This is a genomic window from Paenibacillus methanolicus (assembly GCF_008124765.1).
Lineage (GTDB): Bacteria > Bacillota > Bacilli > Paenibacillales > Paenibacillaceae > Paenibacillus_Z > Paenibacillus_Z methanolicus.
Genome location: NZ_VNHS01000022.1, coordinates 23,186 through 48,383, shown reverse-complemented (window position 1 = coordinate 48,383; position 25,198 = coordinate 23,186). Strand labels below are relative to the sequence as shown.

Below are 25,198 nucleotides of genomic sequence, written 5' to 3'. Positions count from 1 at the left end.
CGCGGAAGCCCGAATCCGAACCTATCGTTATTTATTGATAAACCCTTTGTAGTGGCGTTTGATCAATTGAGTCTCGATCTGCTTCATCGTGTCGAGCGCGACACCGATGACGATCAAGAGCGAAGTGCCGCCCAGCTGGATCGACTGATCAAGACCCGCGATTTTGCCGAACACAACCGGCGTAATCGAGATAATGGCCAGGAAGATCGCGCCGCTAAGCGTAATCCGGGACATAACGCGGGTAATGTAGGAGGACGTTGGTTTACCAGGACGGATGCCCGGGATGTAACCGCCATTCTTCTTCATTTGGTCCGCCATTTGAACCGGATTGATCTGCACGAAGGTGTAGAAGAACGTAAAACCGATAATCAGTATGATATAGAGCACCATACCAAGCGGTTTGTCGTACATTAAGTGATTGATGATCCAGTCAGCCCATGGCTGAGTCGACCAAAACTGCGCAATCGTAACCGGGAACATCAGGAGCGATACCGCGAAGATAACCGGGATAACGCCTGCTCCGTTTACTTTGAGCGGAATGTGCGTCGATTGACCACCGTACATTTTGCGTCCTACCACGCGTTTCGCATACTGGACAGGAATCTTGCGGATCCCTTGCTGTACGAAGATGACGCAGACGATCATCACGACAATCGCGATGACAATCAGCACCAGCTTCAGAATACCCCAGAATAGCTGGTCGCTAGGCAGATCGGCGATTTGAGTCTGGTAAAGCGTACGGATGTGTCCTGGGATCGCAGCCACGATACCGGCAAAGATGAGGACCGAGATCCCGTTGCCAATGCCACGTTCCGTAATTTGCTCGCCAAGCCACATAAGAAAAGCCGTGCCCGCCGTCAGGATGATCGCAATGGTCAAATAATCCGTGAACGTCGCACCTGGGATCATTTCTAAACCGTATCGACGGTTAAAGCCAACTGCCGTACCGAAGCCTTGAATCAGACCGAGTACAACAGTGCCATAACGCGTAATTTGCGCAAGCTTGCGTTTTCCGTTTTCTCCTTCTTTCGCCCATTCGGCGAATTTCGGGATGACGTCCATCGACAGCAGCTGTACGATGATCGACGCCGTGATGTACGGCATGATTCCAATCGCGAAGATCGAGAATTGGAATAACGCGCCGCCGGAAAACGTATTGAGCAGTCCGAAGAGATCCGTACCGCTGTTCCCTGCTTCTTTGAATACGTCCGTGTTGACGCCCGGTACCGGGATGAAAGAACCGATACGGTAAATCAGCAGGATAAACAAAGTGAACAGGATCCGGCTACGGAGATCTTCAACTTTCCAAATGTTGGACACGGTCTTGAACAATTAGATCACCTCGGTTTTACCGCCGGCAGCCTGGATTTTCTCTACCGCAGATTGAGAGAACTTGTTTGCTTTCACCGTAAGCTGTACAGTGATCTCGCCGTTACCCAAAACTTTGATTCCGCTCTGTGGGTTCTTAACGATACCTTGCTCCAGAAGCAGTTCAGGCGTTACTTCCGTTCCTGCTGCGAAGCTGTTCAGCTCTTCGATGTTCACAATCGCATACTCTTTACGGAATGGGTTGTTGAATCCGCGTTTAGGCAAACGACGGTACAACGGGTTTTGACCACCCTCGAATCCTGGACGAACACCTCCGCCGGAACGAGCGTTTTGACCTTTATGGCCCTTACCTGCTGTTTTACCGTTGCCGCTACCGATACCGCGACCTTTACGGAAGCCTTCTTTACGCGAACCTTCCGCTGGTTTCAGCTCATGCAATTTCATCGTACGTTGCACCTCCTTCATTTTTACGCCGCAATCTGCCTTAAGGCGTTAGACGCCTTCGGTACAGCTGCATTGTTATTGCGCTGCTCTCCCATAAAAAGCATCGCTTCAAACATCGCTAACGCGATTATTTATGCTTGTACTTCTTCTACTTTAATCAAGTGGCTTACATGGTTCACCATGCCGCGAATGGCCGGGCTGTCATCATGAACAACCGATTGATGAAGCTTGCGAAGGCCAAGCGTGTTGACCGTTGCGCGTTGCTTCTCGTTACGGCCGATCAGGCTGCGAACGAGGGTGATTTGCAGTTTTGCCATCGTATTCCCCTCCTTAACCCCGAAGCTCTTGTACAGTTTTTCCACGCAGTTTGGCAACGTCTTCTGCACGCTTGAGACGGGACAGACCTTCCAGTGTTGCATTAACCATGTTCATGGAGTTGGAAGAGCCCAGCGATTTCGTCAGAATATCGCCAACACCTGCGAGCTCAAGAACAGCACGAACAGGACCACCCGCAATCACACCGGTACCTTCAGATGCCGGTTTGAGAAGCACGCGTCCTGCGCCGAAATGTCCGAGCACTTGGTGAGGAATCGTGGTGTTAACAAGCGGGATCTGGATCAGGTTTTTCTTCGCATCTTCGATACCTTTGCGGATCGCTTCAGGAACCTCGCCGGCTTTACCGATGCCTGCGCCGACATGACCTTTACCGTCACCGACAACTACAAGCGCGCTGAAGCTGAAACGGCGTCCGCCTTTTACAACTTTCGCTACGCGGTTGATTTGAACTACTTTTTCAGTAAGTTCTAACGCATTCGGATCTATACGCAAGTCGTCTTACCTCCTTAATAAGTGATGTGAATCAGAATTGAAGACCAGCTTCGCGAGCTGCATCAGCCAGCGCTTGGATACGGCCGTGGTACAGGTATCCTCCGCGGTCGAATACAACATTCTCTACGCCTTTAGCTTTCGCACGGTTCGCGATCAGTTCGCCGATTTTGCGAGCTGCTTCCACGTTGCCACCGTTGCCGATTTCCGCAATTTCTTTGTCGAGCGTCGATGCCGCAGCGATCGTTACGCCTGCTACATCGTCGATCAATTGAGCGTAGATGTGCTTGGAGGAACGGAATACGGACAGACGAGGACGTGCAGCCGTACCGCTGATTTTCTTACGAACACGCAGGTGACGTTTCAAACGAGCTTTGTTTTTATCGCCTTTAGTGATCATTCGAAGACACTCCTTTCTTGTATGGATTATGATGCTATCCGGTCAAGCGCCCATAAAGAGGGACGCTTCTTATTTCTTCTTACCAGCTTTACCTTCTTTACGAAGGATGCGCTCGCCTTCATACTTGATACCTTTGCCTTTATACGGCTCAGGTTCGCGTACGGAACGGATTTTTGCAGCCGTTGCGCCAACGAGTTCTTTATCGATACCTTTTACGGTGATTTTCGTGTTCGAAGGAACTTCAAACTCGATTCCGCTTTCCGGTGTGATTTCTACCGGATGGGAGTAACCAACGTTCAGTACGATCTTGTCACCGGACTTGCTTGCACGGTAACCAACGCCTACGAGCTCAAGGTTTTTGGAGAAACCATCGGTTACACCAGTCACCATGTTCGCGATCACGCTGCGCGTCGTACCGTGAAGGGAACGATGCAATTTATTGTCGGAAGGACGAACGATGTTGATGACGCTCTCTTCAACCACCACGCTCATGTCTTTGTGGATCGTGCGGCTGAGCGTACCTTTCGGTCCTTTAACTGTAATTACGCTGTTGTCCAAGTCGATGTTAACGCCACCTGGTACTTGGATCGGTTTGCGGCCAATACGAGACATTTGTTACACCTCCAATCGTTGTGCAGTCAATTACCAAACGTAGCAGAGAACTTCGCCGCCGGATTTCACTTGGCGAGCTTCTTTGTCGGTCATAACGCCTTGGGACGTAGAAATGATTGCTACTCCCAAACCGCCAAGGACACGAGGAACTTCGTTGCTTTTCGTGTAAACACGCAGACCCGGTTTGCTGATACGTTTCAGCCCCGTGATTACGCGCTCTTGGTTAGCGCCGTATTTCAGAAAAATACGGATAATCCCTTGTTTGTTATCTTCGATATACTCGGCATCGCGGATAAAGCCCTCGCGCTTCAAGATCTCGGCGATTTGCTTCTTAACCTTCGAAGCCGGCATTTCCACAGTTTCGTGACGGACAACATTCGCGTTACGAATACGTGTCAGCATATCTGCGATTGGATCAGACATAACCATTGATTGTACCTCCTTCCCGTACTAGGCTGATTACCAGCTTGCTTTTTTAACGCCAGGGATCTGGCCTTTGTATGCTAATTCACGGAAACAAATCCGGCAAATTTTAAACTTTTGCAAAACGGAATGTGGACGGCCGCAACGCTCGCAGCGCGTGTAAGCACGCACTTTGAATTTAGGGGTACGTTGCTGCTTCACTTTCATCGAAGTTTTTGCCACTTGGTATTACACCTCCTGTGGATTACTTCGCAAACGGCATGCCCATTTGGGTCAGCAGCTCACGAGCTTCTTCGTCCGTTTTTGCCGTCGTGACGATGACGACGTCCATACCGCGTACTTTGTCAACCTTATCGTACTCGATCTCTGGGAAGATCAGTTGTTCTTTAAGGCCAAGCGTGTAATTGCCGCGACCGTCGAACGCTTTCGTCGATACGCCGCGGAAGTCGCGAACGCGTGGAAGCGAAACGTTAAATAGTTTGTCGAGGAAGTAGTACATGCGCTCGCCGCGCAGCGTTACTTTAACCCCGATTGGCATGTTCTCGCGAAGCTTAAAGCCTGCGATCGATTTCTTTGCACGGGTGATGACCGGTTTTTGACCGGAGATTAGACGAAGGTCTTCAACTGCTACGTCAAGTACTTTGGAGTTCGAAACTGCCTCACCAACACCCATGTTGATAACGACTTTCTCAATCTTCGGCACTTGCATAACCGTTGTATAGTTGAACTTCTGCATGAGAGCAGGAGTGATGTCGTTCAGGTAACGCTCTTTCATTCTGATTGCCATCTTAAAGTGGTCCTCCTTTCTTTAAGCGATCAATTAGTCGATGATCTCGCCGGAAGCTTTCGCTACGCGGACTTTTTTGCCGTTCTCGAGCACTTTGTAACCGATACGGGTTACTTTGCCGCTCTTCGGATCAACGTGCATAACGTTCGATACGTGGATCGGTGCTTCTTGCTCGATAATACCGCCTTGCGGATTCGCTTGGGACGGACGCGAGTGTTTCTTCACCAGATTAACGCCTTCAACGAGTACACGGTTCTCACGTGGATAAGCTGCGATGACGCGGCCTTTTTTGCCTTTGTCTTTACCCGTGATGACGATAACGGTATCGTCTTTTTTCACGTGCAGTTTATTGTTGTGGGATTCCAACACTTTTTTCAAACGTGGCATGAGTTACACCTCCTGCATGCTTGCCTTCAGCAAGCTTAATTCGTGCTATTAGATAACTTCCGGAGCAAGGGATACGATTTTCATGAAGTCGCGATCGCGAAGCTCGCGGGCAACTGGTCCGAAAATACGAGTACCACGTGGGCTCTTATCTTCTTTAACGATTACGGCTGCATTCTCGTCGAACGCAATGTACGAACCGTCTTTACGACGTACCGCACGCTTCGTACGAACGATAACCGCCTTAACTACGTCGCCCTTTTTGACAACGCCGCCAGGTGTTGCTTGTTTGACGGAGCAAACGATCAGATCGCCGATATGGCCTACACGACGTCCCGTACCACCCAGTACACGGATACACATCAGTTCCTTCGCACCGGAGTTGTCAGCGACAGCCAAACGCGTAAATGGTTGAATCATTTTAACGTCCTCCTTTCGGGAAAATGCTTAACAATAAGCAACTTAAAGAACTACTGCTTCTTCAACGATTTCGACCAGACGGAACCGTTTGTCTTTCGAAAGCGGACGAGTTTCCATGATTTTCACCGTGTCACCAATTTTAGCTTGGTTATTCTCGTCATGCGCTTTGAATTTCTTTGTGTACTTAATGCGTTTATGGTACAGATCGTGTTTTTTGTATGTCTCAACAGCAACTACGATCGTTTTGTCCATTTTGTCACTAACTACTTTACCGACCTGAACTTTGCGGGCATTACGTTCGCTCATGTTCTTCCTCCTTCCTTAGGCGGTCACGCTATTTTCACTCAAGAATTCACCCTTAGCTGGTGATTCCAAGTTCTCTTTCACGCAGAACGGTTTTAGCACGAGCAATTTCCTTGCGTACGGCGCTGATGCGCTGCGGGTTATCCAGTTGACCGGTGGCCAATTGAAAACGAAGGTTGAAGAGCTCTTCTTTAAAACCAGCGACTTTTTGTTCGATCTCAGCAGAGGTCAGGTTGCGAAATTCACTAGCTTTCATTTGCTTCACCACCCACTTCTTCGCGTTTCACGAACTTCGTTTTTACCGGGAGTTTGTGAGCAGCAAGACGCATTGCTTCACGTGCGATTTCCTCGGATACGCCAGCAAGTTCGAACATGATCTTGCCTGGTTTTACGACGGAAACCCACTTCTCCACGTTACCTTTACCGCTACCCATCCGCACTTCGAGAGGCTTTTGAGTGATTGGTTTATGTGGGAAGATTTTGATCCAAACTTTACCGCCACGACGGATGTAACGTGTCATTGCGATACGAGCGGATTCGATTTGGCGGTTCGTGATCCAGCCTGGTTCCATTGCTTGCAGGCCGTATTCGCCGAAGGCTACTTCAGTGCCGCCTTTAGCGCGACCTCTCATGTTACCGCGTTGCTGTTTACGGTGTTTGACGCGTTTTGGTACCAACATGGTTTAGTTGCCTCCTTCCTGGGGAGCTGCTGCTTTCTTCTTCGACGGAAGGATTTCACCGCGATAGATCCATACTTTTACGCCAATTCGGCCGTAAGTCGTATGCGCTTCTGCTGTGCCGTAGTCGATATCTGCGCGCAGCGTATGAAGCGGTACTGTACCTTCGCTGTAACCTTCCGTACGTGCGATCTCCGCACCGCCCAGACGACCGCTGACCGATGTTTTGATCCCTTTTGCACCCGAGCGGATCGTCCGTTGAATCGATTGTTTCATCGCGCGACGGAACGAAATACGACGCTCAAGTTGTTGTGCAATGCTTTCAGCTACGAGAATCGCATCAAGTTCCGGATGTTTGATCTCGGAAATGTTTATGTGAATCTTTTTGCCTTTGGAGATTTTAGCAAGTTCCGTGCGCAGGTTCTCAACCTCGGAACCGCCTTTACCGATTACCATACCCGGTTTCGCAGTATGAATCGTTACGTTAACGCGGTTAGCTGCGCGCTCGATTTCAAAGCGGGATACAGCTGCGTCTTTCAGTTTGTTCTTCAGGTACTCACGGATTTTTACGTCTTCCATGAGCAGATCGCCGAAGTCCTTGCCTGCGTACCATTTGGATTCCCAGTCACGGATAACACCGATACGAAGACCGACGGGATTTACCTTTTGACCCACACGTTTTCCCTCCTTATTTTTCGGATACCACTAGTGTAATGTGGCTAGTTCTTTTGTTGATCCGGCTAGCACGACCCATAGCGCGCGGACGGAAACGTTTCATCGTAGGACCTTGGTTTACGAACACTTGCTCGACAACCAATTTGTTCGCGTCCAGCTGGTAGTTGTGCTCAGCGTTAGCGATTGCGGAGTTCAGCAGCTTCTCAACGATTGGGGAAGCAGCCTTCGGCGTGTGACGCAGAATTGCGATCGCCTCGCCGACTTTCTTGCCGCGAATCAAGTCAACAACGAGTTGGGCTTTGCGCGGTGCAATGCGTACGTTGTTAGCATGCGCTTTAGCTTGTGACATGGTAGGACCTCCTCTCGTTCATCAAAACTTAAGTAGAGGGCTGCCGATTAACGACGGCCCGTTTTCTTGTCGTCGTTGCCGTGGCCTTTGTACGAACGCGTTGGCGCGAACTCACCGAGTTTGTGGCCAACCATATCTTCCGTCACATAAACCGGCACGTGTTTACGACCATCATAAACCGCGAACGTGTGTCCGATGAATTGCGGGAAAATCGTCGAACGACGGGACCAAGTCTTTACAACAACTTTCTTGTTTGTTTCGTTGAGAACCTCAACTTTTTTGAGCAGGTAGCCGTCGATAAACGGACCTTTCTTCAAACTGCGACCCATGGTTTGTCCTCCCTTCAAGAGACGATTGCGTAACCTGCGTCACGCGGCAGCTTCAAAGCAATGATTATTTCGTGCGACGACGAATAATGTATTGGCTCGATGCTTTTTTCTTCTTGCGTGTTTTGTAACCGAGAGTCGGTTTGCCCCAAGGGGACATAGGCGATTTGCGTCCGATAGGTGCACGGCCTTCGCCACCACCGTGTGGGTGATCGTTCGGGTTCATGACGACGCCGCGAACTTCAGGACGTTTGCCCAACCAACGGGAACGGCCGGCTTTACCGATTTTCACGAGTTCGTGATCTTCGTTGCCAACAGAACCGATTGTTGCGCGGCACTTCTTCAGAATGCGACGAACTTCGCCGGAGGAAAGACGGATCGATACGTACTCGGATTCTTTACCAAGAAGCTGAGCTTCCGTACCAGCTGCACGAACCAGCTGACCACCTTTACCAGGTTTCAGTTCGATGTTGTGAATAACCGTACCAACCGGAATGTTTTCCAGTGGAAGCGTGTTGCCGATTTTGATATCAGCACCTACGCCGGATACGATTTGATCGCCAACTTTCAAACCTTTAGGAGCGATGATGTAGCGTTTCTCGCCATCCACATAGTGGATCAGCGCGATATTGGACGTACGGTTCGGATCATATTCGATCGTCGCGACGTTACCTACGATGCCGTCCTTGTTACGTTTGAAGTCGATAATCCGGTATTTACGTTTGTGGCCGCCACCATGATGGCGAACCGTGATTTTGCCTTGGTTATTGCGGCCTGCTTTTTTGAAAAGCGGCGCAAGAAGCGATTTCTCCGGTGTGCTTGTCGTAATCTCTTCGAACGTCGAGACGGACATTGCACGGCGGGCCGGGGAAGTCGGTTTATACTTCTTAACTGGCACTTCGATTCCCTCCTTACCGTTGTCTTAAGGGGCTAGGCGGCCGATGCGTTAAACGCTCCGCCCAGTTCCTTATACCGATTCAAAAAACTCAAGCTCGTTGCTGTCCGCGGACAGTTGAACGATCGCTTTTTTCCATTCGGACGTATATCCGCTGTGGCGGCCATAACGCTTCGGTTTAGCCGGCATGCGCAACGTGTTAACGCTCGAGACTTTTACTTTGAAAATTTGTTGAACGGCTTCTTTGATTTCCGTTTTGTTCGCGCGGATATCAACCTCGAAGACGTAACGCTTATTCGCCATAAAGTCGCTAGTTTGCTCCGTAATAATCGGGCGCTTGATAATATCGCGTGGATCCTTCATTACGCAAGCACCTCCTGTACTTTCGCTACAGCCTCTTTAGTGATGATGAGCTTATCGTGAACCAGTACGTCCAGAACGTTAATGCCTTCAGCCGCTACAAATTTAACGCCTGGGATGTTGCGTGCGGACAATGCTACGTTATCTTCGTAGTTAGCCGTTACAACAAGCGCCTTGCGTGCAACTTTCAGGTTGTTCAGGATGGCTGCGAATTCTTTCGTCTTCGGCGAAGCCAGCGTAAGTTGATCCAAAACGATGATGTCGTTCGCAATCACTTTGGAAGAGAGAGCGGATTTAATCGCCAGACGGCGAACTTTCTTAGGAAGCTTGAAGCCGTAATTACGTGGCACCGGGCCAAATACAGTACCGCCGCCAACCCATTGCGGCGAACGAATGCTACCTTGACGTGCACGACCCGTACCTTTTTGTTTCCAAGGTTTACGGCCGCCGCCACGAACTTCGGAGCGTCCTTTCGTCTTATGTGTTCCTTGACGTTCAGCAGCTTGTTGCAGCAGAACAGCGCTGTGTAGAACATGTACGTTCGGTTGGATACCGAATACGCCTTCTGCCAGCTCGAGCTCGCCCACCTTAGAGCCGCTCACATTCAATACTTCTACTGTTGGCATTGCTAGTTCCTCCTTTCTTTAGAACGATTATTTCTTAACCGTGATTTTCACTCTAACCAAGCTGTTTTTAGGGCCTGGTACGGAACCTTTTACGAGGAGTACGTTACGCTCAGCGTCAACGCGTACAACTTGCAGGTTCTGAATGGTAACTGTTTCGTGACCCATGTGGCCTGGAAGGTGTTTACCTTTAGGAACGCGGTTCGCTTGGATCGAACCCATCGAACCAGGACCACGGTGGTAACGCGAACCGTGCGCCATAGGACCGCGGCTTTGACCCCAACGTTTGATGTTACCTTGGAAGCCTTTACCTTTGGATACTGCCGTTACGTCAACAAATTCGCCCTCTGTGAACAGATCAGCCTTAATCACTTGGCCAACTTCATACTCACCGAGATTAATTCCGCGAATTTCGCGAACGTAGCGCTTAGGAGCCGTACCAGCCTTTTTTGCATGGCCGATAGCCGGTTTTGTAGCATTCTTCTCTTTCTTATCGGAGAAGCCGAGTTGGATCGCTTCGTAGCCATCGTTCTCTTGGTCTTTCTTTTGCAGGACGACGTTCGGGCCAGCTTCGATTACCGTTACCGGGATTACGTTGCCTTCAGGCGTAAACACTTGCGTCATGCCGAGTTTTTTCCCTAAGATACCTTTCATGTTGACACCTCTTTTCTTATCCTGTTTCCGTTATGCTTTACAGCTTAATTTCGATATCTACACCGGATGGCAGATCGAGACGCATCAGTGCATCAACCGTTTGCGGCGTTGGGTTAACAATATCGATCAGACGCTTGTGTGTGCGCATTTCGAATTGTTCCCGAGAATCCTTGTACTTGTGTACCGCACGCAGAATGGTGATGATTTGCTTCTCAGTCGGAAGCGGAATCGGACCCGACACGCCTGCACCGGAACGTTTCGCAGTTTCCACGATTTTCTCTGCGGATTGATCAAGAATTCTGTGATCGTACGCTTTCAAGCGAATACGAATCTTTTGCTTTGCCATTGTAGTTCCCTCCTTCTATCGCCCAATTTAGTATCGGACATACTCCGCGAGAAAAACTCGACACGCTCCTCATGGCAAAGGAGCCGGGTGTGTCAACAACCTCTCACATCATCGCAACGTCACAGACCAACAGAAAATATTATATCTAATCTCTAGGGCAAATGCAACAAAAATGTTGGGCTGCCGTGTATTTTCTGACCTTAGCGGGCTATGATGGTTTGTCGTCCTTTGCTGTCCATAAAAAGGGGTAAGTTCTCCTTCTATTCTCATAGATGGAACTCACATTTGACCATCATACCATTGTTGACCTCAACTGCGCTAGTTATACGTCGCATCCTTTGTTTACCATGTAAAAAAGGCCCCACCGAAGTGAGGCCTTCTCGAAAGCAACTTAGGCTGCTATCGCTTATTTTTGGATCGTTGCTACTGCGCCAGCGCCTACAGTACGGCCGCCTTCGCGGATTGCGAAGCGAGTACCTTCTTCGATCGCGATTGGCGAGATCATTTCTACTGTAACCGTGATGTTGTCGCCTGGCATAACCATCTCAGTGCCTTCTGGCAGGTTGATGATGCCTGTAACGTCAGTTGTACGGAAGTAGAACTGTGGACGGTAGCCTGTGAAGAATGGCTTGTGACGGCCACCCTCTTCTTTAGTCAGGACGTAGATTTGAGCCGTGAAGTTCGTGTGTGGTTTAACGGAGTTTGGCTTTGCCAAAACTTGACCACGCTCGATGTCTTTACGGTCAACGCCACGAAGCAGTGCGCCGATGTTGTCGCCAGCTTGAGCGGAGTCAAGCAGTTTACGGAACATCTCAACGCCCGTACATACGGATTTGCGAGTTTCTTCAGCCAGACCAACGATTTCTACCTCGTCGCCGACTTTAACCACACCACGCTCAACGCGGCCAGTTGCTACCGTACCACGGCCAGTGATCGTGAATACGTCCTCGACAGGCATAAGGAACGGCTTGTCAACGTCACGCTCTGGAGTAGGGATGTACGTGTCAACTTGCTCGAACAGTTCAACGATTTTTTCAGCCCAAGGACCATCTGGGTTTTGCAGCGCTTCACGAGCTGCACCACGGATGATTGGCGTGTCGTCGCCTGGGAACTCATACTCGTTAAGAAGGTCGCGAACTTCCATCTCAACCAGCTCGAGGAGCTCTTCGTCTTCAACCATGTCGCATTTGTTCAGGAATACGACGATGTAAGGAACGCCTACTTGGCGGGAGAGCAGGATGTGCTCGCGCGTTTGTGGCATTGGGCCGTCAGCCGCGGATACAACGAGAATCGCGCCGTCCATTTGTGCTGCGCCGGTGATCATGTTTTTAACATAGTCGGCGTGGCCTGGGCAGTCAACGTGAGCGTAGTGACGGTTAGGCGTCTCGTACTCAACGTGTGCTGTGGAGATTGTGATACCGCGCTCGCGCTCTTCTGGCGCTTTGTCGATTTGGTCGAATGCGATTGCTGCACCGCCGTATTTCTTGGAAAGAACCGTCGTGATGGCAGCAGTCAGAGTTGTTTTACCATGGTCGACGTGACCGATAGTACCGATATTAACGTGCGGTTTATTACGTTCAAATTTAGCCTTAGCCATTGAACTGTTCCTCCTTAATAAAACGGAATTGTTTTATATGTTTAGTGGTCGGAGTCGAATGCCGGTTAGGGTCAGTCTACCTTCCGACCAAAGGACAACTTATGATACGGCTAGTCTAAAGTCGCTACGCTTACGCGTTGCCTTTGGACTTGCTGATGATCTCTTCGGAGATCGAACGTGGTACTTCTTCATAGTGCGAGAGCTCCATGGAGAATACGCCACGGCCTTGCGTGCCGGAACGAAGTGTAGTCGAGTAACCGAACATCTCGGCAAGAGGCACCTTAGCACGTACGATCAACGAACCGTGCTTAGTATCCGAGCCTTCGATGCGACCACGACGGGAGCTAAGCATACCCATTACGTCGCCCATGTACTCTTCTGGAACGCTAACTTCAACTTTCATGATTGGCTCAAGCAAGATAGGAGCACATTTCTCCTTCGCTGCTTTAAGCGCCATAGAACCTGCGATTTTGAACGCCATCTCCGAGGAGTCAACGTCATGGTAGGATCCGTCAAATACAGTTGCTTTGATATCAACGAGAGGGAATCCTGCAAGGACACCATTCTTCATCGACTCTTCAATACCAGCTTGGATTGGAGCAATGTATTCACGTGGAATCGAACCACCAACGACTTTGTTCTCGAATTTGAAGCCTTCGCCGGCTTCGAGTGGCTCGAACTCAACCCAACAATGACCAAACTGGCCACGGCCGCCGGATTGGCGAACGAACTTACCTTCAACCTTCGCAGACTGTTTAAACGTCTCACGGTAAGCAACTTGTGGTTTACCAACGTTTGTTTCGACTTTGAATTCGCGAAGCATACGGTCAACGAGGATTTCCAAATGGAGTTCGCCCATGCCGGCAATGATCGTCTGGCCAGTCTCTTCGTCCGTGTGAGCACGGAATGTCGGATCCTCTTCAGACAGTTTTTGCAGCGCGATACCCATTTTGTCTTGGTCAGCTTTCGTCTTAGGTTCAACCGCGAGCTGGATAACCGGCTCAGGGAAGTTCATCGACTCAAGGATAACCAGATTTTTCTCATCGCAAAGCGTGTCGCCCGTTGTTGTATCTTTCAGACCAACGGCTGCCGCGATATCACCGGAGTATACTTCGCTGATTTCTTGACGGCTGTTAGCGTGCATCTGAAGGATACGACCGATACGCTCACGTTTGCCTTTAGTCGAATTCAATACGTACGAACCGGAGCTCAGAACGCCGGAGTATACGCGGAAGAACGTCAACTTACCAACATACGGGTCAGTCATGATTTTGAACGCCAGCGCCGAGAATGGCTGATCGTCTGCCGATTTACGAACCGTCTCAGTTCCGTCTTCAAGGGTACCCTTGATATCAGGAACATCGATTGGAGCTGGCAGATAATCTACGACCGCATCCAGCATAAGCTGAACGCCTTTATTCCGGTACGAGGAGCCACAAATAACTGGGAAGATTTTAACTTCTACAACGCCTTGACGGAGTGCCGCTTTGATTTCTGGAATCGTGATTTCTTCACCTTCCAGGTATTTCATCATCAGCTCTTCATCCAGTTCTGAGACTTTCTCTACCAGTTCCAAACGAAGCTCTTCGACTTGCTCGAGAAGATCCGCAGGAATTTCAACTACCTCTGGTTCTTTACCGAGATCGTCTTTGTATTTGTAAGCGACACGTTCAACGATGTCGATTACACCTACGAATTCATTCTCAGCGCCGATTGGCAGTTGGATTGCGACAGCATTGGCTTGCAGACGTTCACGCATGTCCTTAACGACGTTCAAGAAGTCTGCACCAATGATGTCCATTTTGTTCACATATGCGATCCGTGGAACGCCGTAACGATCCGCTTGGCGCCATACGGTTTCGGACTGTGGCTCAACGCCTTCTTTTGCACTGAAAACTCCTACAGCCCCGTCCAATACACGCAGGGAACGTTCAACTTCAACGGTGAAGTCAACGTGCCCCGGGGTGTCGATAATATTGATGCGATGACCCTTCCATTGAGCAGTCGTCGCGGCAGACGTAATCGTGATGCCGCGCTCTTGTTCCTGCTCCATCCAGTCCATCGTAGCTGCACCTTCGTGCACCTCGCCGATTTTGTGGGTACGGCCTGTGTAGAACAGGATCCGTTCGGTCGTTGTCGTTTTACCAGCATCGATATGCGCCATGATCCCGATGTTACGTGTATCTTTCAAGGAGAACTCTCTTGCCATGATCTCGTCTCCTTTCGATTATGCGAATCTGAAGCATGATGCGCGCGCACTAAGCGGCGCATCCTGTCTCGATCCTACCAGCGATAGTGAGCGAATGCTCTGTTCGCGTCCGCCATTTTGTGCGTGTCTTCGCGCTTCTTCACGGATGCGCCGGTGTTGTTCGATGCATCGATGATTTCAGCTGCCAGACGCTCTACCATTGTTTTCTCGCCGCGGTTACGCGAGTAGTTCACGAGCCAACGGAGACCAAGAGTAGTACGACGCTCTGGTTTAACTTCAATTGGTACCTGGTAATTGGAACCGCCGACACGGCGGGCTTTAACTTCCAGAACTGGCATGATGTTTTTGATCGCTGTTTCAAATACTTCCATCGGATCTTTACCCGTGCGCTCGTTAATCAGGGTGAACGCATCGTACAGGATCGTTTGGGCAACGCCGCGCTTGCCGTCGATCATGATACGATTGATCAAACGAGTTACGAGTTTGCTATTGTACAGCGGATCCGGCAGAACGTCACGTTTAGGTACTGGACCTTTGCGTGGCATAAGGGTGCCCCCCTTTCTCAATTATTCACTTCGTTTGGTATTGCGATACCCGTATTTAGGCTATCACTTATTTCTTAACTTTCGGACGTTTCGTACCGTACTTGGAACGAGATTGTTTCCGGTTGTTTACGCCTGCAGTATCGAGCGCGCCGCGAACGATATGGTAACGTACACCCGGAAGGTCTTTAACACGGCCACCGCGGATCAGTACAACGCTGTGTTCTTGCAGGTTGTGTCCGATACCTGGGATGTAAGCCGTAACCTCAACGCGGTTCGTCAGACGAACACGAGCATATTTCCGCAATGCGGAGTTTGGTTTCTTCGGCGTCATCGTACCTACACGTGTGCAAACACCGCGTTTTTGCGGAGCGCTGATGTCGGTAGCTTCCCGTTTCAGTGCGTTAAATCCTCTTTGCAATGCCGGCGATTTCGATTTCACTACTTTCGCTTGACGGCCTTTGCGTACCAGCTGGTTAATTGTTGGCATGCTGCCACCTCCTTCCCATAATCAAAAGCAAGTAAATCTTCGGCTTTATTTTAAGCCCACAGACCCAGGCGGTTCATAAAGAAGCAAACGAAAGTTTCTACCAGACTCTCATCCGATAAAAACGAAAGTTCTTTATTCGATTTCCGGTATTACGGCCGCCATTGCAGCCCCAACTTCGATGCCACAGGTTTCCCCGAGACTCTTCATCGTATCGATCCAGGTAATCGGCACACCCGCCGTTTCGCAAAGTCGGACAATGCTGTCCTTCATTCGCGGATCCGCGTCTTGCGCAACGTAGACTTCGATAGCCTTGCGCTGCTCGACCATCTTCGTCGTCTGTTTACTGCCAATTATATATTGCATGCGGTCCCTTCCTTCCAATCCTCTCGATACCAACTAAGGCGACGATTATACGGTTGGTTGCTCTTACAGGGGCCATGCAAAATGGCACACTTCGACATATTAGCATTACGCCCAGCCGTATGTCAAGCTTGTTCGGACATATTATTCTCGCAAGCCTGTTTTGCAATCGCTAGCGTAGCTGATGACAGGTAAAAGAGCGGTCGGACGGGCTGAATCTTGTGCGCGTCCGGCACGCTCTTCCTGCCTATTCAGGTCCTTGAACGATAAGAAGTTATACTTAAGACTCTACGGAAACCACTTCTGTCTCGAGCGTATCGTCCAAACCTTCCGTTTCGTCTTCCATTCCGGCAAATCGAATGCTGCGGTAACGGTTCATGCCCGTACCTGCAGGAATCAATTTACCGATAATTACATTCTCTTTCAATCCGAGCAATTGGTCGACCTTGCCTTTGATCGCCGCGTCCGTAAGAACGCGCGTCGTCTCCTGGAAGGAAGCCGCGGACAAGAAGGAGTCGGTCTCAAGCGACGCTTTCGTGATACCGAGCAGTACCGGCTTAGCGACAGCTGGCTCCTGACCGGACAGAATCGCATCGCGGTTAGCCGATTCGTATTCGTGCATGTCGACGAAAGAACCCGGCAGAAGCGGCGTGTCGCCCGCATCGACGATGCGGATTTTGCGAAGCATCTGCTTGATCATGACTTCGACGTGCTTATCGTTGATTTCTACGCCCTGGTTCCGGTAAACGCGCTGAACTTCCTGAAGGATATAGTTCTGCACGCCGCGGATGCCCTTGATACGCAGCATTTCTTTCGGGTCGATCGAACCGTCAGTCAGTTCGTCGCCGGCCTCGAGATGTTGGCCTTTGACGACGCGAATACGGGATCCGTACGTGACCGCATAGACTTTACTCTCCGCCTCGCCCTGTACTTCGATCTCGCGACGGTCCTTCGCTTCACGGATGTCTTTGACGACCCCGTCAAACTCGGTGATGATCGCTTGACCTTTCGGGTTACGCGCTTCGAAAAGCTCTTGAATACGCGGCAAACCTTGCGTAATATCATCGCCGGCAACGCCGCCGGTGTGGAATGTACGCATAGTGAGCTGTGTTCCCGGTTCGCCGATCGATTGCGCGGCGATGATGCCGACCGCTTCGCCGATTTCGACGAATTTGCCTGTCGCCAGGTTGCGGCCATAACACTTCTTACATACGCCGTGACGCGCGCGGCAGCTCAATACGGAACGGATTTGGAGACGCTCGATACCCGCATCGATAATCGCTTCCGCTTTGTTGGAGTCGATCAGTTCGCTGCGATGTACGATAACTTCTCCGGTTTTCGGATTGCGTACCGTTTCGAACGAATAGCGGCCTTCGATACGATCGTACAGATCCTCGATAACCTCTTTGCCATCCTGAATTCGGCTTACCGCGAAACCTTTGTCCGTACCGCAATCATCTTCGCGTACGATAACGTCTTGCGCGACGTCAACGAGACGACGGGTCAAGTAACCCGAATCCGCTGTACGAAGGGCCGTATCGGCAAGGCCTTTACGGGCACCGTGCGTGGAGATGTAATACTCCAAGACCGTCAGACCTTCACGGAAGTTCGATTTGATTGGCAACTCGATAATACGGCCGGATGGGTTGGCCATCAGTCCCCGCATACCGCCGAGCTGCGTAATCTGCGATTTGTTACCCCGTGCTTTGGAATCAACCATGAGCATGATGGAGTTGTAGCGATCCATCGATTTCATGAGAATATCCGTGATTTTGTCTTTCGTCTGACCCCAAATGCCGATAACGCGGTCGTAGCGTTCTTCGTTCGTGATCAAGCCGCGACGGTATTGATTCGTAACCACTTTGACTTTCTCTTCGGATTCTTTGAGAACCTCGAACTTCTCTGGCGGTACGATAACGTCGGAGACGGCGATCGTAATACCCGCACGCGTCGAGTACGTAAAGCCTAGCTGCTTGATCCGGTCAAGAGTTATGGCCGTAAGCGTCGTGTGGTAAATACGGAAGACTTCGGCAATGATGTTGCCCAGATAATCCTTACCCACTGCAGGCGCGATTGGCAGATCGTTCATAAACTTCTGTAGATCGGTACCTTTTTCGTATACGAAATATTTGTCCGGCGTACCGTGAAGCAGGTTAAACTTGGTCGCTTCGTTGATATATGGGAAGGTGTCCGGATAAATTTCATTGAAAATGATTTTGCCGACCGTCGTGCTGATGAGCGAGCTCTGCTGCTGTTCCGTAAACGTCTTCTTCTTCAGCACGCGCACCGGTACGAATACGCGAGCATGCAGCGATACGATGCCGCGTTGGTAAGCGGAGATCGCCTCGTTGACGGTCGCAAACACGGAACCGCTACCTATGGCTTCCTTGTTGTCCATCGTCAGATAGTAGCTGCCGAGTACCATATCCTGAGACGGCGTTACGACTGGCTTACCGTCTTTCGGGTTCAAGATATTGCCGGATGCGAGCATGAGCAGACGGGCTTCCGCTTGCGCTTCGGCGGACAAAGGAACGTGAACGGCCATCTGGTCACCGTCGAAGTCGGCGTTGTATGCCGTACAGACAAGCGGATGAAGTTTGATCGCGCGTCCCTCGACCAGAATCGGTTCGAACGCCTGGATTCCGAGACGGTGAAGCGTAGGAGCACGGTTAAGAAGGACCGGGTGCTCCTTGATGACTTCTTCAAGAACGTCCCATACTTCCGCACTGACACGCTCAACCTTGCGCTTAGCGCTCTTAATGTTGTGTGCCAGCCCTTTGTTGACCAGCTCTTTCATGACGAACGGCTTGAACAGCTCAAGCGCCATTTCTTTCGGAAGACCGCATTGGTACATCTTCAAGCTTGGTCCGACGACGATAACGGAACGGCCGGAGTAGTCAACGCGCTTACCGAGCAAGTTTTGACGGAAACGGCCTTGTTTACCCTTCAGCATATGGCTGAGGGATTTGAGCGGACGGTTACCCGGTCCGGTGACCGGACGGCCACGACGACCATTATCGATCAGGGCGTCAACCGCTTCTTGGAGCATCCGTTTCTCGTTCTGCACGATGATATCAGGCGCGCCCAGATCAAGCAGACGCTTCAGACGGTTGTTGCGATTGATGACGCGACGGTACAGGTCGTTCAAGTCGGATGTTGCGAAACGGCCGCCATCCAGCTGAACCATCGGACGAAGCTCCGGCGGAATAACCGGCAGCACGTCGAGAATCATCCATTCCGGCATGTTGCCGGAGTTGCGGAACGCCTCGATAACTTCCAGACGCTTGATCGCACGGTTACGGCGTTGGCCTTGCGCGGTACGAAGGTCTTCTTTGAGCGTCTCCAGTTCGCGTTCAACGTCGATATCTTGAAGAAGTTTCTTGACTGCTTCCGCACCCATGCCGGCTTGGAACCCGTAGCCGTATTTCTCGCGGTAGCTGCGGTATTCTTTCTCGGAGAGCAGCTGTTTCTTCTCGAGCGGCGTATCACCTGGATCCGTCACCACATAGGATGCAAAATAGATGATCTCCTCAAGCGAACGAGGCGACATGTCGAGCGCCAGACCCATGCGGCTTGGGATGCCTTTGAAATACCAGATATGCGAAACCGGCGCAGCCAGTTCAATGTGGCCCATGCGTTCGCGGCGAACTTTCGCGCGCGTGACTTCGACGCCGCAGCGATCGCACACGACGCCTTTGTAGCGCACGCGTTTGTATTTGCCGCAATGACACTCCCAGTCCTTCGTCGGCCCGAAGATTTTCTCGCAAAACAGGCCTTCCTTCTCTGGTTTCAGCGTCCTATAGTTGATCGTCTCGGGCTTCTTGACTTCACCGCGGGACCAGGAACGGATTTTGTCCGGAGACGCCAATCCGATTTTCATGTACTCGAAGTTGTTCACGTCCAACAAGGAGCAACCCTCCTTCGTTATGGTTCACTTGTTGCAGGCAAGCGATAATTGAAAGGCGTTATACTTTAATGCCGGAAAAATCCGTGATCTGATCGGTATCAAATCACGGATCTTCTCGCCTCCCGCAAGAGACTCGGCGTTGTTGTTTCAACCTAACATGCTGTATTACTCGGCTCCGACTTCGGTGCCTTCAAGGTTGAGGTTGAGCTTATCGCTTTGTCCGTCATCCTCGTCGTCGATTTCTTTCATTTCGATCTCTTCTTCGTTCTCGGACAGGATCTTGACGTCCATGCCGAGCGACTGAAGCTCTTTGATCAAAACTTTGAACGACTCCGGTACGCCAGGCTCCGGCACGTTTTCCCCTTTTACGATCGATTCGTACGTCTTCACCCGGCCGACCACGTCGTCGGATTTGACTGTAAGAATCTCTTGCAGAGTGTACGCCGCGCCATACGCTTCGAGCGCCCATACCTCCATCTCGCCGAAACGCTGACCGCCGAACTGCGCTTTACCGCCCAGTGGCTGCTGCGTAACGAGCGAGTAAGGACCCGTAGAACGAGCATGGATTTTATCGTCGACCATGTGTGCCAGTTTAATCATGTACATGACGCCTACGGTAACTTCGCGTTCGAACTCTTCGCCCGTGCGACCGTCATACAGGACCGTTTTGCCGTTGCGCTGCATGCCGGCTTCTTCCATCGTATCGAATACGTCGTACTCGCGCGCGCCGTCGAATACCGGCGTTGCCGCGTGGAAACCGAGATACTTGCACGCCATGCCCAAGTGAACCTCGAGCACCTGACCGATGTTCATCCGCGATGGTACGCCCAGCGGGTTAAGCACGACTTCAACTGGCGTGCCATCCGGCAGGAACGGCATATCTTCTTCCGGCAAAATGCGCGCGATGACACCCTTGTTACCGTGACGTCCGGCCATTTTATCGCCTTCGGAGATCTTACGCTTCTGAGCGATGTAACAACGAACGAGTTGGTTAACGCCCGGAGGCAGCTCATCGCCGTTCTCGCGGGTAAATACTTTCACGTCGACGACGATACCGTCCGTACCATGCGGTACGCGTAAGCTCGTGTCGCGCACTTCGCGTGCTTTCTCGCCGAAGATCGCGTGAAGAAGACGCTCTTCCGCCGTCAGTTCGGTTACGCCTTTCGGCGTTACTTTACCGACGAGAATATCGCCTGCGCTGATCTCCGCGCCGACGCGGATGATGCCACGCTCGTCAAGATTGCGGAGCGCCTCTTCGCCGACGTTCGGAATGTCGCGCGTAATTTCTTCCGGTCCGAGTTTCGTATCGCGAGCTTCGGACTCATATTCCTCGATGTGAATAGACGTATAAACATCTTCCTTGACGAGTTTTTCGCTCAGCAAGATCGCATCCTCGTAGTTGTAGCCTTCCCATGTCATGAAGGCAACGACGACGTTACGACCAAGCGCCAACTCGCCTTTCTCCGTAGAAGGACCGTCTGCGAGAATATCGCCTTTCTTGACGATCTCGCCCTTCTGACAGATCGGACGCTGATTGATGCACGTGCCTTGGTTGGAACGCATGAACTTGTGTAGTTTGTGCTTCACAAGATCGCCCGTTACCGGCTTGCCATCGACAAGCTCCATGCGGCGCAACCAAATCTCATTTGCTGTCACGCGTTCGATAACGCCGTCATGCTTAGCCACGACGCATACGCCGGAATCCTTCGCCGACTTATGCTCCATGCCCGTACCGACAAACGGCGCCTTCGGAATAAGAAGCGGCACCGCTTGCCGCTGCATGTTCGAACCCATGAGCGCGCGGTTGGAGTCGTCGTTCTCGAGGAACGGAATGAGCGCCGTCGCGACCGACACGACCTGTTTCGGCGATACGTCCATATAGTCAACGCGTTCGCTTGGCATCGTGAGGATGTTGTCGGCTTGCTTGTTATAACGAACGATAACCATGTCTTCCGCGAATCTGCCTTCTTCGTTCAGCTTCGCGTTCGCTTGCGCGACAACGTAGTTATCTTCTTCATCTGCTGTCAAATACGCGATTTGCTCGGTAACGATGCTGGTCTTCGGATCGACCCACCGGTAAGGTGCTTCGATAAAACCGTATTCATTGATCCGTGCGAATGTCGACAAGGAGTTGATCAGACCGATGTTCGGTCCCTCCGGCGTCTCGATCGGACACATCCGGCCGTAGTGCGAATGGTGGACGTCTCGGACTTCCATACCTGCGCGTTCGCGCGTCAGACCGCCAGGTCCGAGCGCGGAAAGACGACGTTTGTGCGTCAATTCTGCGAGCGGGTTCGTTTGGTCCATAAACTGCGACAGCTGGGAGGAGCCGAAGAACTCTTTGATCGACGCGATAACCGGTCGAATGTTGATCAGCGCTTGCGGCGTAATCGCGTTCGCATCCTGAATGGACATGCGTTCGCGCACGACGCGTTCCATACGGGACAAGCCGATCCGGAATTGGTTCTGCAGCAATTCGCCAACCGAGCGCAGACGACGGTTACCGAGGTGGTCGATATCGTCCGTACTGCCGATGCCGTGCAGCAGATTAATGAAATAGTTGATCGAGGCGATGATGTCGGCTGGCGTGATATGCTTCACGCTCTTGTCGATTATCCCGTTGGCAATGACTTTCGTCACTTTGCCATCCTCTACAGGCGAGAATACGTTGATTGTTTGCAGTGGAATACTATCCGCATCCAGAACGCCGTTCGCAACATGATAGGTCTTAAACCCTACGTTGTTCTCCAGGTACGGAAGAATTTCATCCAGCAAACGGCGATCAATCATCTGACCAGCTTCGGCGAGAATTTCGCCCGTGGACGGATCCACAAGCGTCTCGGCCAAACGGTGGTTGAACAAACGGTTTTTGATGTGCAGCTTTTTGTTTATTTTATAACGACCGACGTTCGCGAGGTCGTACCGCTTCGGGTCGAAGAACCGTGCGACGAGCAAGCTCTTCGCGTTGTCTAGCGTTGGAGGCTCGCCCGGACGGAGGCGTTCGTAAATCTCGATGAGCGCTTTCTCCGTCGAGTCGGTATTGTCTTTGTCCAGCGTGTTGCGGATATATTCGTCATGTCCGAGCAGATCGAGGATCTCCGCATCCGTACCGAAACCAAGCGCGCGCAGAAGTACCGTAACCGGAATTTTGCGCGTACGGTCAATACGAACGTAGATGATGTCTTTCGCATCGGTTTCGAGTTCCAGCCATGCACCACGGTTAGGAATCACCGTCGCACCATATGCACGCTTGCCGTTTTTGTCCAGTTTCGTGCTGAAGTATACGCTAGGCGAGCGAACCAATTGGCTAACGATAACCCGTTCCGCACCATTGATGATGAAAGTTCCGGTTTCGGTCATCAGCGGAAAATCGCCCATGAACACTTCTTGCTCTTTGACTTCGCCCGTTTCTTTGTTAATCAGCCGAACTTTGACACGCAGCGGAGCCGCATAAGTAACGTCGCGTTCTTTTGATTCATCGACGGAGTATTTTGGTTCGCCAAGCGAATAGTCGATAAACTCGAGCATCAGGTTGCCTGTAAAATCCTGAATCGGCGAAATGTCTTGGAAAAGCTCAAGCAAGTCCTTCTCCAAAAACTTTTCGTACGATTTTTGTTGGATTTCAATCAGGTTCGGAACTTCGAGCACTTCGCTGATACGAGCATAGCTTCTGCGCGTGCGCCGACCATACTGAACAAGTTGTCCTGCCAACTTAACCTCACCCCTCATGTCTACTTCACAGAAATGAACGCGACATATTTCCGGCATGCGTAATTCCTCGCAGTTCAATACGCCGCGAGCTTTACCCAAGTCGGAAACGATGTGCAGCATGCAAATTCTGATCCAATAAAGAAAAGCCCTTATCGAAGATTTCGAAAAAAGAGCGTGCTTCCGTCAGTCCCCTTACGCGCGAGCGCGCGAAGTCTCATATCAAGTAATTTTGCCCAAAATGTAAACATTATACGTCATTCGCAAGAAATCTATTCATCTAAATTTCCGCTTGACATTTTAGTCAACTAAAGAGATTGAGCCCATTTTATACTGACATTTTATAATGATATCACATTGACAAAGTCAAGTCAACATAATACCATCTGGACTGTTTTATTCCTTGACGGCTTTCAAAATTCGATATCCCTTATCTTTGGTCACTTCTTCAACGTTGCCGAATATCGTCTCCAGCTTCGCTTCCGCCGATGGGGCGCCTTGCTTCTTCTGAATCACGACCCACATCGATCCGCCAGGTTTTAACAACTCGGCACCTTCCTCTAAGATCCGATGCACGATCGCCTTACCCGCCCGAATCGGCGGATTGGTCACGATCACATCAAACTTCCGATCTAGCACCGCTTCAAACACATTGCTTTGTACAATGGTTACATTTGAAACTTGATTGAGTTTGGCATTCTCCGTCGCCAGCTCAATAGCACGTTCGTTGATGTCTACCATCGTGACATGTCCTTGTTCCGCAATTCTCGCAATCGTCAGTCCTATCGGCCCATATCCGCAGCCCACATCGAGCACATCCGCGTTAACCGGCACTTCAATGTTATCGATAAGCACACGGCTTCCGTAATCGATTCCCGTCTTCGAAAATACGCCAGCATCCGTCATGAACCGAAACTTATGTCCGCGCAGAACGGTCTCATGCATTTGCCGATCATGTTTGGTCGTCGGCGTCTGCTCATAGTAATGATCCGCCACGTGATACCTCCACTGTGCATATTTCGTTCAAAACGATAAACGTTCGTCGTAACAGCGCTGTCGTTTAACCGGTATGACGAACGTTTATAGCCATGACCGTCGTAATAAAGCGAACCCCCTGAAGCGTTAGCTCCAAGGGGTTCGACCGTACGCGTTGGCGTGTTATTACTTCACTTCTACGGAAGCGCCTGCTTCTTCGAGTTTCGCTTTAACCGCTTCTGCTTCTTCTTTGCTTACTTTTTCTTTCAGCGCTTTTGGAGCGTTGTCTACGAGGTCTTTCGCTTCTTTCAGGCCGAGACCCGTGATTTCGCGAACGACTTTGATAACGTTGATTTTGGAAGCGCCAGCGTTGTTGAGGATAACGTCGAACTCAGTTTGCTCTTCAACTGCAGCTGCGCCGCCTGCTACTACTGCTACTGGTGCAGCAGCTGTAACGCCGAATTCTTCTTCGATTGCTTTAACGAGATCGTTCAGTTCAAGAACGTTCATGCCTTTGATGGCTTCAAGGATTTGCTCTTTGCTCATGGTTGAACCTCCACAAATTGGTTTATTTTTGG

At 50.8% G+C, this 25,198-nt stretch carries 31 protein-coding genes; all 31 read right to left on the bottom strand.

Annotated elements, in window-relative coordinates; translation table 11 throughout:
- Positions 1-27: 27 nt before the first annotated feature.
- The 31 genes from secY to rplL all read right to left on the bottom strand — a co-directional run bounded on the left by secY (position 28) and on the right by rplL (position 25,166).
- The gene (gene secY, locus BCM02_RS34405) at positions 28-1,332 is read right to left on the bottom strand and encodes a preprotein translocase subunit SecY (protein WP_148933640.1); all 1,305 of its coding nucleotides are present in this window, start codon (positions 1,330-1,332) and stop codon (positions 28-30) included.
- On the bottom strand, positions 1,333-1,773 hold the full coding sequence (gene rplO / locus BCM02_RS34400; RefSeq protein WP_148933639.1) for a 50S ribosomal protein L15: 441 nt from the start codon (positions 1,771-1,773) through the stop codon (positions 1,333-1,335). It abuts the gene before it with no gap.
- A gap of 131 nt (positions 1,774-1,904) precedes the next feature.
- Positions 1,905-2,090, bottom strand: coding sequence for a 50S ribosomal protein L30 (rpmD, locus tag BCM02_RS34395; protein ID WP_148933638.1), 186 nt, complete (start codon positions 2,088-2,090; stop codon positions 1,905-1,907).
- A gap of 13 nt (positions 2,091-2,103) precedes the next feature.
- Positions 2,104-2,601: a 30S ribosomal protein S5 gene (rpsE, locus tag BCM02_RS34390; RefSeq protein WP_148933637.1), complete on the bottom strand. Its 498-nt coding sequence runs from the start codon at positions 2,599-2,601 to the stop codon at positions 2,104-2,106.
- Between the two features lie 31 nt (positions 2,602-2,632).
- Positions 2,633-2,998: a 50S ribosomal protein L18 gene (gene rplR, locus BCM02_RS34385; RefSeq protein WP_148933636.1), complete on the bottom strand. Its 366-nt coding sequence runs from the start codon at positions 2,996-2,998 to the stop codon at positions 2,633-2,635.
- Positions 2,999-3,067: 69 nt separating this feature from the next.
- Positions 3,068-3,610 carry a 50S ribosomal protein L6 gene (gene rplF, locus BCM02_RS34380; RefSeq protein ID WP_148933635.1) on the bottom strand — a complete coding sequence of 181 codons (543 nt, stop codon included), beginning with the start codon at positions 3,608-3,610 and terminating at the stop codon, positions 3,068-3,070.
- A 30-nt stretch (positions 3,611-3,640) separates the two neighbouring features.
- The gene (gene rpsH / locus BCM02_RS34375) at positions 3,641-4,039 is read right to left on the bottom strand and encodes a 30S ribosomal protein S8 (protein WP_148933634.1); all 399 of its coding nucleotides are present in this window, start codon (positions 4,037-4,039) and stop codon (positions 3,641-3,643) included.
- A gap of 30 nt (positions 4,040-4,069) precedes the next feature.
- Entirely contained in the window at positions 4,070-4,255 is a 186-nt protein-coding gene (locus tag BCM02_RS34370; RefSeq protein ID WP_013312154.1) for a type Z 30S ribosomal protein S14, read from the bottom strand.
- A gap of 22 nt (positions 4,256-4,277) precedes the next feature.
- Complete coding sequence (gene rplE, locus BCM02_RS34365) at positions 4,278-4,820, bottom strand: 50S ribosomal protein L5 (RefSeq protein WP_148933633.1); 543 nt, start codon at positions 4,818-4,820, stop codon at positions 4,278-4,280.
- A 33-nt stretch (positions 4,821-4,853) separates the two neighbouring features.
- Entirely contained in the window at positions 4,854-5,207 is a 354-nt protein-coding gene (gene rplX, locus BCM02_RS34360; protein WP_222871048.1) for a 50S ribosomal protein L24, read from the bottom strand.
- A 48-nt stretch (positions 5,208-5,255) separates the two neighbouring features.
- Positions 5,256-5,624 (bottom strand): 50S ribosomal protein L14, encoded by a 369-nt coding sequence (gene rplN, locus BCM02_RS34355; protein ID WP_090583243.1) that lies wholly within the window; start codon positions 5,622-5,624, stop codon positions 5,256-5,258.
- Between the two features lie 42 nt (positions 5,625-5,666).
- A complete protein-coding gene (gene rpsQ, locus BCM02_RS34350; protein WP_148933632.1) occupies positions 5,667-5,930 on the bottom strand; it encodes a 30S ribosomal protein S17 in 264 nt (87 codons plus the stop codon).
- A gap of 52 nt (positions 5,931-5,982) precedes the next feature.
- Positions 5,983-6,183, bottom strand: a complete 201-nt coding sequence (rpmC, locus tag BCM02_RS34345; RefSeq protein WP_148933631.1) for a 50S ribosomal protein L29 — start codon at positions 6,181-6,183, stop codon at positions 5,983-5,985.
- On the bottom strand, positions 6,173-6,607 hold the full coding sequence (gene rplP, locus BCM02_RS34340) for a 50S ribosomal protein L16 (RefSeq protein ID WP_148933630.1): 435 nt from the start codon (positions 6,605-6,607) through the stop codon (positions 6,173-6,175). Before rplP ends, rpmC begins: the two co-directional genes overlap by 11 nt.
- A 3-nt stretch (positions 6,608-6,610) precedes the next feature.
- Positions 6,611-7,279 carry a 30S ribosomal protein S3 gene (gene rpsC / locus BCM02_RS34335; protein ID WP_148933629.1) on the bottom strand — a complete coding sequence of 223 codons (669 nt, stop codon included), beginning with the start codon at positions 7,277-7,279 and terminating at the stop codon, positions 6,611-6,613.
- A 13-nt stretch (positions 7,280-7,292) separates the two neighbouring features.
- Entirely contained in the window at positions 7,293-7,628 is a 336-nt protein-coding gene (rplV, locus tag BCM02_RS34330) for a 50S ribosomal protein L22 (protein WP_148933628.1), read from the bottom strand.
- A 47-nt stretch (positions 7,629-7,675) separates the two neighbouring features.
- A complete protein-coding gene (gene rpsS / locus BCM02_RS34325) occupies positions 7,676-7,957 on the bottom strand; it encodes a 30S ribosomal protein S19 (RefSeq protein ID WP_148933627.1) in 282 nt (93 codons plus the stop codon).
- A 64-nt stretch (positions 7,958-8,021) separates the two neighbouring features.
- Positions 8,022-8,852, bottom strand: a complete 831-nt coding sequence (gene rplB, locus BCM02_RS34320) for a 50S ribosomal protein L2 (protein ID WP_148933626.1) — start codon at positions 8,850-8,852, stop codon at positions 8,022-8,024.
- A 69-nt stretch (positions 8,853-8,921) separates the two neighbouring features.
- A complete protein-coding gene (gene rplW, locus BCM02_RS34315; RefSeq protein WP_148933625.1) occupies positions 8,922-9,212 on the bottom strand; it encodes a 50S ribosomal protein L23 in 291 nt (96 codons plus the stop codon).
- Positions 9,212-9,835 (bottom strand): 50S ribosomal protein L4, encoded by a 624-nt coding sequence (gene rplD / locus BCM02_RS34310; RefSeq protein WP_148933624.1) that lies wholly within the window; start codon positions 9,833-9,835, stop codon positions 9,212-9,214. Before rplD ends, rplW begins: the two co-directional genes overlap by 1 nt.
- Positions 9,836-9,862: 27 nt before the next feature.
- Positions 9,863-10,486, bottom strand: a complete 624-nt coding sequence (rplC, locus tag BCM02_RS34305; protein ID WP_148933623.1) for a 50S ribosomal protein L3 — start codon at positions 10,484-10,486, stop codon at positions 9,863-9,865.
- Between the two features lie 37 nt (positions 10,487-10,523).
- On the bottom strand, positions 10,524-10,832 hold the full coding sequence (gene rpsJ, locus BCM02_RS34300) for a 30S ribosomal protein S10 (RefSeq protein ID WP_005544556.1): 309 nt from the start codon (positions 10,830-10,832) through the stop codon (positions 10,524-10,526).
- A gap of 406 nt (positions 10,833-11,238) precedes the next feature.
- Positions 11,239-12,429, bottom strand: coding sequence for an elongation factor Tu (gene tuf / locus BCM02_RS34295; protein ID WP_148933622.1), 1,191 nt, complete (start codon positions 12,427-12,429; stop codon positions 11,239-11,241).
- 130 nt (positions 12,430-12,559) lie between these two features.
- Positions 12,560-14,638, bottom strand: a complete 2,079-nt coding sequence (gene fusA / locus BCM02_RS34290; RefSeq protein ID WP_148933621.1) for an elongation factor G — start codon at positions 14,636-14,638, stop codon at positions 12,560-12,562.
- A 74-nt stretch (positions 14,639-14,712) separates the two neighbouring features.
- Positions 14,713-15,183, bottom strand: coding sequence for a 30S ribosomal protein S7 (gene rpsG / locus BCM02_RS34285; protein WP_148933620.1), 471 nt, complete (start codon positions 15,181-15,183; stop codon positions 14,713-14,715).
- Positions 15,184-15,250: 67 nt separating this feature from the next.
- Complete coding sequence (gene rpsL / locus BCM02_RS34280; protein WP_132420702.1) at positions 15,251-15,670, bottom strand: 30S ribosomal protein S12; 420 nt, start codon at positions 15,668-15,670, stop codon at positions 15,251-15,253.
- A 132-nt stretch (positions 15,671-15,802) separates the two neighbouring features.
- Positions 15,803-16,033 (bottom strand): ribosomal L7Ae/L30e/S12e/Gadd45 family protein, encoded by a 231-nt coding sequence (locus BCM02_RS34275; RefSeq protein WP_148933619.1) that lies wholly within the window; start codon positions 16,031-16,033, stop codon positions 15,803-15,805.
- Between the two features lie 277 nt (positions 16,034-16,310).
- Positions 16,311-19,937, bottom strand: a complete 3,627-nt coding sequence (rpoC, locus tag BCM02_RS34270) for a DNA-directed RNA polymerase subunit beta' (protein WP_148933618.1) — start codon at positions 19,935-19,937, stop codon at positions 16,311-16,313.
- A 165-nt stretch (positions 19,938-20,102) separates the two neighbouring features.
- On the bottom strand, positions 20,103-23,666 hold the full coding sequence (gene rpoB, locus BCM02_RS34265) for a DNA-directed RNA polymerase subunit beta (protein ID WP_187434563.1): 3,564 nt from the start codon (positions 23,664-23,666) through the stop codon (positions 20,103-20,105).
- Between the two features lie 375 nt (positions 23,667-24,041).
- Positions 24,042-24,641, bottom strand: a complete 600-nt coding sequence (locus tag BCM02_RS34260; RefSeq protein ID WP_148933616.1) for a class I SAM-dependent methyltransferase — start codon at positions 24,639-24,641, stop codon at positions 24,042-24,044.
- A gap of 165 nt (positions 24,642-24,806) precedes the next feature.
- Entirely contained in the window at positions 24,807-25,166 is a 360-nt protein-coding gene (gene rplL / locus BCM02_RS34255) for a 50S ribosomal protein L7/L12 (RefSeq protein ID WP_148933615.1), read from the bottom strand.
- Between the last annotated feature and the right edge of the window lie 32 nt (positions 25,167-25,198).